Here is a 14,704-nt window from a genome sequence, read left to right as displayed (position 1 = left end):
ATGTAATGGGTCAAATAACAACATGGAAAATGAGTCCGTAAATGCGGTTATTCACCATTCGCCACGTGTCACTATTTTCAGGATGACACCCTAACACATCATTTTTGTACTAAAGCCGCTAATTAGACACAAAAATACCGGCTTATTGAGCCATCGAATTCATCACTTACAGCAAATAATGGCATGCCCATAAAAGGGGAGATCAGCTATTGATGCTTTATCGCTCACAGCACTTGGGAGTCTGTTTTGTTTCGACACACTAGTTACATAAAAAATACTAACTCAAACGTTGTTCAGCTTGGCCAAGGACGTGTATGAATGCCTCGATAACTGGCGGTGAAAATCGTGAGAATGTTTTTACGACGACACTGGCACGCCTACGCGCGAATCCAAAAATCCCACTGCTGATTGCTGCGGCTGCGGCTGTCGCTATTATTGTCGCGCTGATGTTATGGGCTAAAAGCCCGGATTATCGCGTCCTTTATAGCAACCTGAATGATCGTGACGGTGGTGATATCGTTACGCAACTGACACAACTGAATATCCCTTATCGCTTCGCTGATAATGGTGGCGCGTTGTTGGTCCCGGCAGATAAGGTACATGAAACCCGCCTGCGTCTGGCCCAACAAGGCTTGCCTAAAGGCGGTGCGGTAGGTTTTGAACTGCTGGATCAGGAAAAGTTTGGCATCAGCCAATTCAGTGAGCAAATTAACTATCAGCGCGCTTTGGAAGGTGAACTGGCGCGCACTATTGGCACCCTCGGGCCAGTGATGAATGTGCGTGTTCACTTGGCAATGCCAAAACCTTCTCTCTTTGTTCGGGAACAAAAGTCTCCAACCGCCTCTGTAACACTCGCATTGCAACCAGGTCGTGCCCTTGATGATGGCCAGATTAACGCCATCGTATATATGGTTTCCAGCAGCGTGGCCGGTTTACCGCCGGGTAACGTGACTGTCGTTGACCAAACCGGCCGTTTGTTAACGCAATCCGACAGTGCGGGCCGTGATTTAAACGCCGCACAACTCAAATTTACTAACGAAGTTGAAAATCGCTTCCAACGTCGCATTGAAACCATACTCGCCCCGATGGTCGGTAACGGTAATGTGCATGCGCAGGTCACGGCTCAAGTTGATTTTGCCAGCCGTGAACAGACCGATGAAGAGTACAAGCCTAATCAGGCCGCCGACAAAGGCGCGGTCCGCTCACAGCAAGTTAGCACCAGTGAACAACTGGGGGGAACCAATGTCGGTGGTGTGCCGGGGGCATTATCCAATCAGCCATCTGCCACACCGGTCGCACCGATTGAAACCCCAGCAGCGACGCCTGCTGCCGGTGCTGCTGGTGCCACAGCGAACAATGCCAACGCGGCTAATCGTCCGGCCACTGCCGCTAAATCGACAGCGACGTCAAGCAACAGCCGCCACGACCAAACCACTAACTTTGAAGTTGACCGCACAATCCGTCATACCCAGCAACAAGCTGGCATGGTGCAGCGCCTCTCTGTTGCCGTTGTTGTTAATTACGGCAGTGATAAGGCGGGCAAGCCAGTTGCGCTGACCAAGGATCAATTGGCACAAGTGGAATCCCTGACACGCGAGGCGATGGGCTTCTCTACTGATCGTGGCGACACATTAAATGTGGTGAATACACCATTTAACGCCACCGATGATGCCAGCGGCAACACACTGCCCTTCTGGCAGCAACAATCGTTCTTTGATCAGATGTTAAATGCTGGTCGTTATCTGCTTATCTTGCTGGTGGCATGGATTTTATGGCGCAAATTAGTGCGCCCTATGGTCGCTAAGAAACAAGTTGCTGATAAGGCTGCGGCATCGGTCAATAACATTGTCCAGACTGCGGTAGCGTCTGAAAATGCCAAACAGAGTAAAGAAGAGCTGGCCTTACGTAAGAAAAATCAGCAGCGAGTGAGTGCTGAAGTTCAGGCCCAGCGTATACGCGAACTTGCGGATAAAGACCCACGTGTTGTCGCGCTGGTTATCCGTCAATGGATGAGTAATGACCAATGAGCCTGACCGGAACTGAAAAAAGCGCCATCATGCTGATGACTCTGGGTGAAGACCATGCCGCTGAGGTGTTTAAACACCTCTCCTCGCGCGAAGTGCAGCAACTCAGTACCACCATGGCCAGTATGCGTCAGGTTTCTCACCAGCAACTGATTGATGTATTGGCTGAATTTGAAGACGATGCCGAGCAATATGCCGCACTGAGCGTCAACGCCAGTGATTACCTGCGCAGTGTGCTGATAAAAGCCCTGGGGGAAGAGCGCGCATCCAGCTTGTTGGAAGATATTCTGGAATCGCGCGAAACCACCAGTGGCATGGAAACGCTCAACTTTATGGAACCGCAGATGGCGGCCGACCTGATCCGCGACGAACATCCGCAGATTATCGCCACCATCCTGGTCCATCTGAAACGCGCTCAGGCCGCCGACATACTGGCGCTGTTCGACGAGCGCCTGCGCAACGATGTGATGTTGCGTATCGCCACCTTTGGTGGTGTCCAGCCCGCCGCATTGGCTGAGTTGACCGAAGTATTGAACAACCTGCTCGATGGCCAGAACCTCAAACGCAGCAAAATGGGCGGTATCCGCACAGCGGCCGAGATTATCAACCTGATGAAAACACAACAGGAAGAGACGGTCATGGACGCAGTACGCGAATACGACGGCGAATTGGCTCAAAAAATTATCGACGAAATGTTCCTGTTCGAGAATTTGGTCAGTGTCGACGACCGCAGCATTCAGCGTTTACTGCAAGAGATAGACAACGAATCACTGTTGATCGCCCTGAAAGGTGCCGATCAAGCATTGCGCGAGCGTTTCCTCAGCAATATGTCATTGCGTGCAGCAGAAATCTTGCGCGACGATCTGGCAACCCGTGGACCGGTACGTATGTCACTGGTCGAAAACGAACAGAAAGCCATCTTGCTTATCGTCCGTCGTCTGGCGGAAAGCGGCGAGATAGTCATTGGTGGTGGCGAGGATATCTATGTCTGACAGGATAAATGCCCTGCCCTGGCAACCTTGGTCACTCAACGACTTTGCCACTACATCGGATACTACTCCGCCCGCGGCTGCGCCGGATATCAGTATGCTGTTTACTGATGAACCGGATACGGGTAGCGATAGCGAATCAACCGGGGTCAGTGAGCAGCAAGCACTGGTAAATCTGCAACTCGAAGCCGAGAAGCAGGGCCGCCAACAAGGGTTCGCTAAAGGGTTACAAGAAGGGTTGGATAAAGGTTACCAGACCGGTCTGGAGGAAGGTCATCAACAGGCACTGGCCGATGCTCAAAAGCAATTGGCCCCGATGACTGCCCACTGGCAACTGCTGGTGAACGACTTCCAAAGTACCCTTGATGCACTCGACAGCGTGATTGCCTCGCGGTTAATGCAAATGGCCCTGGCCGCCGCGAAACAAATTCTCGGGCAACCTGCAATCTGTGATGGCACGGCATTATTGGCCCAAATCCAACAACTGATTCAGCAAGAACCGATGTTCACCGGTAAGCCACAACTGCGGGTTAATCCTGATGATCTGGCTGTCGTCGAGCAACGCTTAGGCAGCACCTTAAGTCTGCATGGCTGGCGCTTGCTGGGTGATAGTCAAATTCATCCGGGTGGCTGCAAAGTCAGCGCCGAAGAAGGTGATCTCGATGCCAGTTTGGCGACCCGCTGGCATGAGTTGTGCCGCCTCGCCGCGCCGGGAGAATTATGATGACCGCGCGCCTTGGTCGTTGGCTCGCCTCTTTAGATAAATTCGAAGAGCGCATCAGCCAGTCAACCACTATCCGTCGCTACGGGCGGTTGACCCGCGCCACGGGTTTAGTCCTGGAGGCCACGGGATTACAGCTGCCATTGGGCGCAACTTGTCTGATTGAGCGCCACGATAACGGCGCAGTGCAGGAAGTTGAAAGTGAAGTGGTCGGTTTTAACGGCCATCGCCTGTTTCTGATGCCGCTGGAAGAAGTCGAAGGCATTGTACCCGGTGCCAGAGTCTATGCCCGGGTGACCACAGGCGGTGCTTCAGCCAGTAAACAACTGCCGCTCGGCCCGGAACTCCTGGGGCGGGTATTGGATGGCAGTGCCAAACCGCTTGATGGTCTGCCTGCACCAGAAACCAGTTATCGCGCCCCACTGATCACCCCGCCAATCAATCCATTACAACGTACCGCGATTGTGCAGGTACTCGATGTCGGTGTGCGGACGATTAATGCCCTACTGACCGTTGGCCGTGGGCAACGTATGGGTCTGTTCGCCGGCTCTGGGGTAGGTAAAAGTGTGCTGCTCGGCATGATGGCGCGTTATACCCAAGCAGATGTCATTGTGGTGGGTCTGATTGGCGAACGTGGCCGTGAAGTAAAAGACTTTATCGAGAATATTTTAGGGCCGGAAGGCCGTGCTCGTTCGGTAGTGATAGCCGCGCCTGCCGACGTATCGCCATTACTGCGTATGCAAGGTGCCGCTTATGCAACTCGCATTGCAGAAGATTTCCGTGACCGTGGTCAGCACGTATTGCTGATTATGGACTCGCTGACTCGCTATGCCATGGCGCAACGTGAAATTGCGCTGGCCATCGGCGAACCACCGGCAACGAAAGGTTATCCACCCTCCGTATTCGCTAAATTACCGGCGCTGGTGGAACGTGCGGGTAACGGTGTCACCGGCGGTGGCTCGATTACTGCATTTTATACCGTATTAACCGAAGGCGATGACCAGCAAGACCCGATTGCCGACTCGGCACGCGCCATTCTCGACGGTCATGTGGTGTTATCACGCCGTCTGGCTGAATCTGGCCACTATCCGGCCATCGATATTGAAGCATCGATCAGTCGTGCCATGACATCACTGATCGATGAGAACCATTACAGTCAAGTTCGCCAGTTTAAACAACTACTTGCCAGTTATCAGCGTAACCGTGACTTGGTCAGTGTGGGTGCCTATGCCGCCGGTAGTGATCCGCTACTGGATAAGGCTATCGCCCTTTACCCGCAAATGGAAATCTTCTTACAGCAAGGCATGTTCGAACGCAGCAGTTACGACGATGCATGCCAGCATCTGAAGAGTCTGTTTCCGGGTTGATAGCCAGTGACTCAAGCCACCGCCCCTGTCGTATACCCAAAGAAATTGGCGTGGCAGGTAGGCGGCAAATGAATGACAAATCGGTCGGGAACCGATTTGAACAGCATTTATGCTAGCCCGTAGGGTGAGCCTCATTAATCCCAATAAGCTTACACAGTCAAGTCATTTGGGTAAGTGAAGGTAGCCAACACCCCTGCGGCTTCAAGTACGGAGGGTATAAGGAATACGATGAAAAGTCAGTCACCTCTCATCACCCTGCGCGATCTGGCCCAGAAAGCCGTCGAACAGGCAAGCACGCAACTGGGTCAGGTTCGCCTGTCCTATCAGAATGCTGAGCAGCAACTCACGATGTTGCTGACTTATCAGGATGAATACCGGGTGCGGTTGAATGACACACTGAGTAACGGGATGGCCTCCTCCAGTTGGCAAAACTATCAGCAATTTATTCAGACGCTGGAGCAAGCCATTGACCAACATCGTAATCAGTTGGCTCAGTGGAATGCCAAAGTTGAGCAGGCAGTTAAGCATTGGCAAGAAAAGCAGCAACGGTTAAATGCATTTGAAACCTTGAATGAGCGGGCTGAAACCACCGCGCGCTTGCAAGAAAACCGTTTGGATCAAAAATTGATGGATGAGTTCGCACAGCGCGCCTCACAAAGGAGTCTTAATTCATGAATCTGTCCCTATTGCCTGCCACTGCAACTGCCAGTGAGACTGAGGGTGCATCTTCCTCTTCATCGATTGCTGCGCTGTTTACAGACGCAGGGCTACCGGCTGATTTTGCCAAATTATTGGGTGACCAACTGGGTAAAGAGCTGACGGCTATGGATGCCTCGACCCTGAAATCATCGCTGGCTGCAACCACTGATATCACTGCCAATGTGGACGGAGGAAAGTCAATCAGTGGTAACAGTAAATTGAATCAGTTATTGGCCGCCTTAGGTGATATTAGCGCCACGTTGCCTGTAGGCCTGACCCACGCAGGGCAGACTGGAGACGCGGCTAATGTGAAGAAAAACACATTAGATGATGACAGCACGCTGGATAAAACCACCGCGCTGGCCGAATCCAGTGCGTTGCAGTCGTTATTAGCCATGTTACCTCACCAGGTTGCTACCACGCTGGGCAGTGCCAACAATGGACAGAAAACGCCATTGACTGACGGCAATGGCCTGACCAGCGACAAAACCAGCGCCAGGCAGGACTTAGCTACTCTGACCAGTCTGACCTCACAAGATAAAGGTTTGGCGGCATTGATCAGCGGCACAATCGGCACTGCGAAAAGTGACAATGCCACCAACAACGCACTGCCAGCGGCCACCCCCGGTAAGGCTAAAACCACTACCGCCCAAGATAAGCTGGCACGTCTGACGACAGCACAGGATGCAGATAGCAGCCTTAGTGCCAAAGCCGCCCCCGTAGCCGTACCGACCGACAAAACCATTGCCACAGCCGCGGTGGATAAAATAGCCGTGAGTTCAGCCACGGTAACACCATCACTCCCTCCGGTTTCCAGCCCGGTTCTGCCAGCGACAGCCAGTGGCCCGGTTAGCGTGCCCGTCAGTGGCCATTTAAGCGCTCAGTTGGGTAGCCAGGAATGGCAACAATCGCTGGGGCAACAAGTGGTGATGTTTAGTCGTAACGGCCAACAAAATGCCGAACTGCGGCTACATCCGCAAGAGTTGGGGGCATTGCAAATCAGCCTGAAAATGGAAGATAACCAAGCTCAGTTGCACTTTGCTTCAGCTCACAGCCAGGTTCGGGCAGCTATTGAAGCGGCGATGCCAAGTTTACGCTCGGCATTGGCTGAAAGTGGTATCCAGTTGGGCCAAAGCAGTGTCGGCAGTGAAGGACAGTGGCAACAGGCACAACAACAGAGCCAACAAAATCAGCAGAGTTTCGCATCACACGGCCAACCCGCTTACGGTAGCAGCGCATCGGGTGATGTATCGAACAGCACACCGCTCGTGACACCTGCGGCGTTGCAATCGCTGGCTAATGGTAATGGTGGTGTTGATATTTTCGCCTAAAACGGGTGTTAATTTCAGCAAAAGGTGACAAACGGACAAGTTAGGCCGTTTTTCGCCACCTATTCTGCCTATTGGCATTAAAGATACGCGGGATAATCATCAGTAATAATTCGGATAGCATGGGGTTATTTGTCGGTGGTCAGCGGTTTGTACCATCCAGCAATGAGATACCCCAGGTTATTGTCGTGATTCACCGGTTTGATACCGAAACAGGAATTTGTCTTCTCCATGTCTGATAATACCTTCCCGGCCAAGCGTAAGAGTTCGATCTGGGTGATCCTGCTAGTGCTGATTGCTGTGGCAGCATCTGCAGGTGGCGGTTATAGCTGGTGGATACTCCATAAGAGTAAACCTACCGCTGCGAAAGCCGTTCCTGTTATTCCGGTGTTTATGCCGCTGGAGACCTTTACGGTCAATCTGATCACGCCAGATAACAATCTGGATCGCGTGCTTTATATCGGATTAACGTTAAGGCTGCCCGACGATGCGACTCGCGCCAAACTCAATGACTATCTGCCGGAAGTTCGCAGCCGCTTGCTGTTGCTACTTTCTCGGCAGTCCGCCGATAGCCTGTCAAATGAAGAAGGCAAACAGCGTTTAGTCGGTGAAATTAAAAACGTACTTAGCCCGCCAATGGTTAAAGGCCAACCTAATCAGGTAGTCAGCGATGTGCTGTTTACCGCATTTATATTGCGATAATCATTATGGGCGATAGCATTCTTTCACAAGCAGAGATTGACGCACTGTTAAACGGTGACAGCGGTGGCGATGAGCCAGTTGCTGTCGTCGGTAATGAAACAGACGTTAAACCTTACGATCCGACGACCCAGCGACGTGTGGTGCGTGAACGCCTGCAAGCGTTGGAGATCATCAATGAACGTTTTGCTCGTCAGTTCCGTATGGGGCTGTTTAACCTGTTACGTCGCAGCCCGGATATCACCGTCGGCCCGATAAAAATTCAGCCATACCACGACTTTGCCCGTAATCTGCCGGTACCGACCAATCTCAACCTGATTCATCTCAAACCGCTACGTGGCACCGCGCTATTCGTTTTCGCCCCGAGCCTGGTCTTTATTGCGGTTGATAATCTGTTCGGTGGTGATGGTCGCTTCCCAACTAAAGTAGAAGGTCGCGAGTTTACCCACACTGAGCAACGTGTGATTAACCGCATGTTACGGCTAGCGCTGGATGCCTACCGTGATGCCTGGGCGCCTATCTATAAAATTGATGTGGAATATGTCCGTTCTGAAATACAGGTGAAATTCACCAATATCACCACCTCCCCCAACGATATCGTGGTCACCACCCCTTTCCATGTGGAGATCGGGGCGTTGAGTGGTGAGTTCAACATCTGTATTCCCTTCGCCATGATCGAGCCATTGCGTGAGCTGCTAACCAACCCACCGTTGGAAAATTCCCGACAGGAAGATAGCCACTGGCGCGAAACACTGGTGAAGCAAGTGCAGCACTCCGAGCTGGAGCTGGTGGCTAATTTTGTCGATATCCCGCTGAGACTATCGCAGATACTCAAGCTGCAACCAGGGGATGTATTACCCATAGATAAACCGGATCGACTGATTGCGCATGTCGACGGCGTACCGGTACTGACCAGTCAGTACGGGACATTAAACGGGCAATATGCCCTACGTGTTGAACATTTGATTAACCCTATTTTGAATGCTCTGAATGAGGAACAGCCCAATGAGTGACCCTAAGCTTCCGTCTGACGATGGAAAGGAATCCGTTGACTCCCTGTGGGCTGATGCGTTTAATGAGCAGCAGGCAGCGGATAAACCAGCGGCCACCACCGAGGGTGTATTTAAATCACTGGAAGCACCGGATGCCTTGGGTAACCTACAGGATATCGATTTAATTCTGGATATCCCGGTAAAGCTGACCGTTGAACTGGGTCGCACCAAAATGACCATCAAAGAGTTACTGCGCTTGTCTCAAGGCTCGGTCGTCTCCCTTGATGGCCTGGCCGGTGAGCCATTGGATATTTTGATTAACGGTTATCTGATTGCGCAGGGTGAAGTGGTGGTAGTCGCTGATAAATATGGCGTACGTATCACTGACATCATTACTCCGTCAGAACGTATGCGCCGTCTGAGCCGCTAATGACCGCAGCACAGGTTGATACTGCCGCATCCACGGTTACGACACCGGTTACTGGCTTTGCCGCCAGCCACTCTGGTACGGCGGTGCAACAGACGGCACCAGCGATACCTGCCGGCTCGGTGTTAACGCAGGTTGGCAGCGTGTTAGGCGGTATTTTACTGCTGATTTTATGTGGTGCCTGGCTGGTACGCCGTTTAGGTTTTGCCCCGCAGGCACGTAACAACAAATTATTGAATGTGAAGGCCAGTTGTCAGGTTGGTCAGCGCGAGCGGGTGGTCATTGTTGAAGTAGACAATACCTGGCTGGTGTTAGGCGTAACTGCACAGCAGGTGACACAACTCCACACTCTGACACGTCCTGCGATTGATGAAGCCACAGCGGCTTCGTCGCCCGACCGTGCGAAACCGGCCGATTTTCGCCAGCTACTGAACAACCATCTATTTAACAAGAAATCGAAACACCCGGAAAAATCGGCATGATGTCTCTTCGCCCCGTGCTTACCACAGCCAATAGCGTAACAACCGCAGCGGCCAACACTGATTTCACTTATCGGTTGCTGCTGCGCCGTCTTCTGGCTGCACTCATCAATAAAACCACCCTACTGCTATTGGGCTTACTCTGCTCTCCGGCGGTGCTGGCTCAACTGCCCGGTATCATCAGCCAGCCATTAGCTAATGGTGGGCAGAGCTGGTCTTTACCGGTGCAGACCTTGGTTTTCATCACCACCCTGAGTTTCCTGCCTGCCGCCTTACTGATGATGACCAGTTTTACCCGTATTATTATTGTGCTCGGGTTGCTGCGCAACGCATTGGGTACCCCCTCTGCACCCCCCAATCAGGTGATGTTGGGTCTGGCGCTGTTTCTGACATTTTTTATTATGTCGCCGGTATTTGACAAGGTGTATCAGGACGCTTATCTGCCTTTCAGTCAGGACAAGATAAGCATGGAAGTGGCGATGGATAAAGGCTCACAACCTTTACGTGAATTTATGCTGCGCCAAACCCGCGAATCAGATCTGGCACTGTATGCCAGGCTGGCCAATCTGCCGCCATTGGAAGGTCCCGAAGTGGTACCGATGCGCATTCTGCTACCTGCTTATGTCACCAGCGAGCTGAAAACCGCCTTCCAAATCGGTTTTACCGTGTTTATTCCCTTCCTGATTATCGATCTGGTGGTAGCCAGTGTGCTGATGGCATTGGGGATGATGATGGTTCCCCCAGCCAGTATCTCACTGCCCTTCAAGCTGATGCTATTTGTCTTGGTTGATGGTTGGCAGCTACTACTGGGTTCCCTGGCACAGAGTTTTTATAGCTAAGGTAGACTCATCATGACACCTGAATCGGTAATGGCCCTCGGCGTTGAGGCAATGAAGATTGCACTTGCCCTGGCTGCGCCCTTGTTATTAGCCGCCCTGATAAGCGGCCTGATCGTGAGCCTGTTGCAGGCAGCAACGCAAATTAACGAAATGACATTGTCATTCATCCCAAAAATACTGGCCGTGTTCGCCACGATGGTGATCGCAGGCCCATGGATGCTGAACCTGATACTGGACTATATGCGTAATCTGTTCACCAGCCTGCCCACGTTGATTGGCTAACGGTGCTTTCCCTCGATACCACTCAACTTAGCCTCTGGGTCAGCCAGTATTTCTGGCCGTTAATTCGGGTGCTGGCGCTGATCACCACTGCGCCGGTGTTTAGTGAGAAACAGATAAACCGCAAAGTTAAAGTCGGTTTGGCGCTGTTAATTACCTTTCTGATTGCCCCTTCGCTACCCCCGGTCAATATTCCCTTAGTCTCAACCGGTGCAGTCTGGGTCGCCGCCCAACAAGTGTTGATTGGGGTAGCCATCGGCTTGACCATGCAATTTGCTTTTGCTGCCATCCGGCTGGCCGGTGAAGTGATTGGTTTACAGATGGGATTATCGTTCGCGACCTTCTTTGACCCCTCGGGGGGGCCGAATATGCCGGTTTTAGCCCGGTTACTTAACTTGCTGGCCCTGCTGTTATTCCTCACTTTTGATGGTCATTTATGGCTAATTTCATTGTTGGCCGACAGTTTTCATACCTTACCCATTCAGTTCGAACCGCTCAATGGTAATGGCTTTCTGGCATTGACGCAGGCCGGCTCATTAATCTTTATGAATGGACTGATGTTAGCATTGCCGCTGATCACGCTGTTGTTAACTCTGAATATGGCATTAGGCATGCTAAACCGAATGACACCTCAACTTTCGGTGTTCGTTATCGGTTTCCCGCTGACGTTGACCGTCGGTATCATCTCAATAGGGTTGATAATGCCATTATTGCCCCCCTTTGCTGAGCATCTGTTCGGGGAAGTTTTTGACCGATTAGCCGGCGTATTGAGCGGATTGGCAAACTGAGTCGCTGCAAAAAAATGGTATGTCACCCCAAACCTTAGTGGGAAAAGATGACACACCAAAAAGTGCACCCGGTTTAAGTACACTTAAGAGGGAACCTGTGGGGTAGACCCACAGGCAGAAGACGGATTACTTATTAAGCTGGAACAGGGACAAACCCTGCATATTGGTAAATGTGGTATATGAAGCCTGTAGCGCAGCCTGCTGCATCACATATGACGAGATAGCCGCGGTCCAATCCACATCCTGCAAATCACTCAAACGCTGTTTATTAATCAAACTACGATCACTGCCCAAACTATCCAGGTTGTCTAGCTCTTGCAGTTGGGTACCGATTTCGGCTTGAACCGACAACACATTATTCAATGAGTTGGACATCCCACGGATACCTTTATCCATATCGGCATTAGCTTGATCTTTAACCGCATCAGTCGCCCCTTGTAACGGGACTTTCAGTGAGTTCAGCACGGTATCGATGGTATTGAAAATATTGCTTTCTGACGCAACCGGATTACCACCGGCATCATCAGGTTCAGGTTTCGCATTACTGGTCAATGCCATAAAGACACTGGAACCGGTATGTCCAACCGTAATCGAACGGTTAGCATCGACTTTCTGCTCAATAGCGACATCGCCGCCCTGATAAGTCACATCACCGGTAGCACTAACCGCAAACGGCGCTTTGTCACTTTTGAAGCCAGCAAAGATGTAACGACCGTTGCCATCAGTGGTGTTAGCCTGATTGACCAGTTGGTCTTTCAAACCCTGTAACTGAGTGGCATAAGAGGCACGGTCATCATCACTCAATATATCGCTCTTAGCGCTAATGACTAAGGTCTGAATTGATTGAATGGTACTGGTCGCCTGCGCCAAAACCGTGGTTTCCAGCGAAGAACTTTGGCGAGCGAAACTGCGCGCTAAAGTATATTGGCTATTTTCCGATTGGGCTTGCGACACCATCACCGCTTGAGATGCGGCCATCGGGTCATCGGAAGGGTTAACCACCCGCTTGCCGCTGGAGAGTTGTTGGCCCGACTGCATCCACAGTGATTGGGCGTTAGTCACGCCCTGCATATTTTGCTGATACAGCATGCTGGTACTTAAGCGCATGATGCCAGTTCCTTTTAGTAATCGTTCAGCCCGCTAACCCCGTCTCAACAATCAATCTGTCTTAACAGGGATACTGACTAACCGCTAAATAAGATAAGTAGCGACAGGGACTCTCTGCCGCTGACAAAAAATTAACCGCGCAGACTCAGCAACGCATTAAACAGCGTCGAAGCCGTCTGAATGACCTGGGCATTCGCCAGATAATATTGCTGGAAACGCTGTAAATCGCCGTACTCTTCATCCAGGTTCACGCCGGAAATAGACTGCTGCTCGGCGGTCAACTGTTTGACGATATTGGCTTGCGCCGTGCTGTTGGTTTTCGCGGTGCTGGTTTGGTTACCGACGTTACTGACCAAACCGGCATAAGCACCAGACAGCGTGGCTTTGCCATCAACCAGTTTTTTGGTTTGCAGATCTAACAATGCCTGGGCGTTAACGTTGTCACTCGCGCCACCATCAGCGGTACCGGCAGCAGCAATCTTACTTGAGTCGGTGATATCGACCTGTAAATTAGCAGCCACGTTAGAGACGGTTTTGACGATGAATTTATCTCTGGCTTGCGCGCCAGCAGTGCCGTTATCAACACTGACGGCGACACCATCAAAGCTCAGCCCGGTGGTGTTACCACTGCCGTCTTTCACCGGGTTAGCCGGCACTTTGGTGTTATCAGACAGCCGTGTCACCTGCCAGTCAGTTCCATCAAACTCCACACTATAATCACTGGCTTTGACTTTTGAAGTATCGGTGTAGGACACCGTCAAGCTGGCATCACCCTGATTTCTCGCATTTTTCAACACATTCGGTTGTGCAAAGCTGAAGAAATCAACGCCCGGATCACCGCTGGTATCAAACCCGGCTTTATGCTGAGTATTGAAGCTGTCTGCCATGACCAGGGCCAATTGCCCCAGTTGGTTACGTGCACTGTCGAGTGCCTCACTGCGGAATTTCAGCGTACCACCCAGGCTACCGGTGGTCAGGCGGCTTTCGTCCACTTCAAGCACATCGCCACTACCATATTTGTAGCCAATGGTTAATCGGGTAGCATCACTGCTGGAAGGTATGGCTTCGACTTTATAAGAATCCGGTCCTTGCACCAATGGCAGACCGCTGGCAAAAGAAACGTTGTAAGCATCGCCGTCTTGCTGGGTCACGGTCACGCCAACAATCTGGTTCAATTCTGTGACCAATTGGTCGCGCTGATCGAGTAACGCATTTGGCTCGCTGCCACTGCTGCCGCGCAAACGGGTAATTTGATCGTTTAACTTAGCAATTTGGTCAGCATAGTTATTGATTTGCGTAACGCTTTCGGTGATCTTCTGGTTTACGCCGGTATCCATATCACGCAGATATTTATCTGCATTCTGGAACTGGTTAACCAACCCTTCAGCCTTGCCCAATACCGTTTTACGGGCCGCATCATCACCGGAATTACTCACCAGATTTTGCAGGTTACTGAAAAAGTCCTGCATGGTGCTGGAGAGGTTATTGGACGAATTAGAGAGCAAATTATCAATTTGCGAAATTTGCTGATAATAGGTAGTTAAGCCACTGCTTTGCGTTTGTGAAGAACGTAATTGGTTGGTAATAAACGAGTTATATTCACGGTTAACACCGGTTACTGCAACGCCATTACCAATAAAGCCGGCGGGACTTAAGGTTCCACCGTTTTGTGCAAAAATAGTATTCTGACGGTTATAGCCCGCCACCTGAAAATTAGTGATGTTATTACTGACGGTGCTCAGGGCATATTGCGCTGCGCTCAGACCACTCATCGCAGTATTCATTAAACTATTGGACATGAAGAAATCCTTTTACCACAGACGACGAGCATCGCAGCGCCTGCATTAATTAATATTGGGATACTGCCTGAGGAGACCTTAGCCTCCGCACAGCCTGTGATTATTATCGGCTCGACTTTGGAAAACTTGAGTCAAAATATGGGTGTAAATCTCGATCCTCACCAATC

General features: G+C 51.2%; 15 protein-coding genes. 13 read left to right on the top strand and 2 right to left on the bottom strand.

Annotation, left to right across the window (positions count from 1 at the left end; all coding sequences use genetic code 11):
- Window positions 1–314 precede the first annotated feature (314 nt).
- The 13 genes from fliF (at window position 315) to fliR (ending at window position 11,631) form a co-directional block, all read left to right on the top strand.
- Window positions 315–2,027 carry a flagellar basal-body MS-ring/collar protein FliF gene (fliF, locus tag Q2T71_RS07895; RefSeq protein ID WP_372558682.1) on the top strand — a complete coding sequence of 571 codons (1,713 nt, stop codon included), beginning with the start codon at window positions 315–317 and terminating at the stop codon, window positions 2,025–2,027.
- Window positions 2,024–3,016, top strand: coding sequence for a flagellar motor switch protein FliG (fliG, locus tag Q2T71_RS07890; RefSeq protein ID WP_083159147.1), 993 nt, complete (start codon window positions 2,024–2,026; stop codon window positions 3,014–3,016). The genes fliF and fliG overlap by 4 nt, the downstream gene beginning before the upstream one ends.
- The gene (fliH, locus tag Q2T71_RS07885) at window positions 3,009–3,737 is read left to right on the top strand and encodes a flagellar assembly protein FliH (protein WP_372558681.1); all 729 of its coding nucleotides are present in this window, start codon (window positions 3,009–3,011) and stop codon (window positions 3,735–3,737) included. The genes fliG and fliH overlap by 8 nt, the downstream gene beginning before the upstream one ends.
- Window positions 3,737–5,101 carry a flagellar protein export ATPase FliI gene (gene fliI, locus Q2T71_RS07880; protein ID WP_372559880.1) on the top strand — a complete coding sequence of 455 codons (1,365 nt, stop codon included), beginning with the start codon at window positions 3,737–3,739 and terminating at the stop codon, window positions 5,099–5,101. The genes fliH and fliI overlap by 1 nt, the downstream gene beginning before the upstream one ends.
- Window positions 5,102–5,329: 228 nt before the next feature.
- Window positions 5,330–5,776, top strand: coding sequence for a flagellar export protein FliJ (gene fliJ / locus Q2T71_RS07875; RefSeq protein WP_372558680.1), 447 nt, complete (start codon window positions 5,330–5,332; stop codon window positions 5,774–5,776).
- The gene (locus Q2T71_RS07870) at window positions 5,773–7,131 is read left to right on the top strand and encodes a flagellar hook-length control protein FliK (protein WP_372558679.1); all 1,359 of its coding nucleotides are present in this window, start codon (window positions 5,773–5,775) and stop codon (window positions 7,129–7,131) included. Before fliJ ends, Q2T71_RS07870 begins: the two co-directional genes overlap by 4 nt.
- 228 nt (window positions 7,132–7,359) lie before the next feature.
- Window positions 7,360–7,830, top strand: coding sequence for a flagellar basal body-associated protein FliL (gene fliL, locus Q2T71_RS07865; RefSeq protein ID WP_372558678.1), 471 nt, complete (start codon window positions 7,360–7,362; stop codon window positions 7,828–7,830).
- Window positions 7,831–7,835: 5 nt separating this feature from the next.
- The gene (gene fliM / locus Q2T71_RS07860; protein ID WP_083159152.1) at window positions 7,836–8,840 is read left to right on the top strand and encodes a flagellar motor switch protein FliM; all 1,005 of its coding nucleotides are present in this window, start codon (window positions 7,836–7,838) and stop codon (window positions 8,838–8,840) included.
- Complete coding sequence (fliN, locus tag Q2T71_RS07855; protein ID WP_372558677.1) at window positions 8,833–9,249, top strand: flagellar motor switch protein FliN; 417 nt, start codon at window positions 8,833–8,835, stop codon at window positions 9,247–9,249. The genes fliM and fliN overlap by 8 nt, the downstream gene beginning before the upstream one ends.
- Entirely contained in the window at window positions 9,249–9,728 is a 480-nt protein-coding gene (gene fliO, locus Q2T71_RS07850; protein ID WP_372558676.1) for a flagellar biosynthetic protein FliO, read from the top strand. Before fliN ends, fliO begins: the two co-directional genes overlap by 1 nt.
- A gap of 80 nt (window positions 9,729–9,808) precedes the next feature.
- Window positions 9,809–10,564, top strand: a complete 756-nt coding sequence (gene fliP, locus Q2T71_RS07845) for a flagellar type III secretion system pore protein FliP (RefSeq protein ID WP_372559879.1) — start codon at window positions 9,809–9,811, stop codon at window positions 10,562–10,564.
- A 12-nt stretch (window positions 10,565–10,576) separates the two neighbouring features.
- Window positions 10,577–10,846 (top strand): flagellar biosynthesis protein FliQ, encoded by a 270-nt coding sequence (fliQ, locus tag Q2T71_RS07840; protein ID WP_083159154.1) that lies wholly within the window; start codon window positions 10,577–10,579, stop codon window positions 10,844–10,846.
- A gap of 2 nt (window positions 10,847–10,848) precedes the next feature.
- Entirely contained in the window at window positions 10,849–11,631 is a 783-nt protein-coding gene (fliR, locus tag Q2T71_RS07835; protein WP_372558675.1) for a flagellar biosynthetic protein FliR, read from the top strand.
- Between the two features lie 126 nt (window positions 11,632–11,757).
- Here fliR and flgL read toward each other — a convergent pair whose 3' ends face one another.
- Window positions 11,758–12,738, bottom strand: a complete 981-nt coding sequence (gene flgL, locus Q2T71_RS07830) for a flagellar hook-associated protein FlgL (RefSeq protein WP_372558674.1) — start codon at window positions 12,736–12,738, stop codon at window positions 11,758–11,760.
- Window positions 12,739–12,869: 131 nt separating this feature from the next.
- The gene (gene flgK / locus Q2T71_RS07825; protein ID WP_372558673.1) at window positions 12,870–14,537 is read right to left on the bottom strand and encodes a flagellar hook-associated protein FlgK; all 1,668 of its coding nucleotides are present in this window, start codon (window positions 14,535–14,537) and stop codon (window positions 12,870–12,872) included.
- Between the last annotated feature and the right edge of the window lie 167 nt (window positions 14,538–14,704).

It is taken from the genome of Yersinia sp. 1652 StPb PI (genome assembly GCF_041538345.1).
Taxonomy (GTDB): domain Bacteria; phylum Pseudomonadota; class Gammaproteobacteria; order Enterobacterales; family Enterobacteriaceae; genus Yersinia; species Yersinia enterocolitica_E.
Note: the sequence above shows the minus strand (reverse complement) of the source record. Positions and strands in the feature narration are given on the sequence as shown.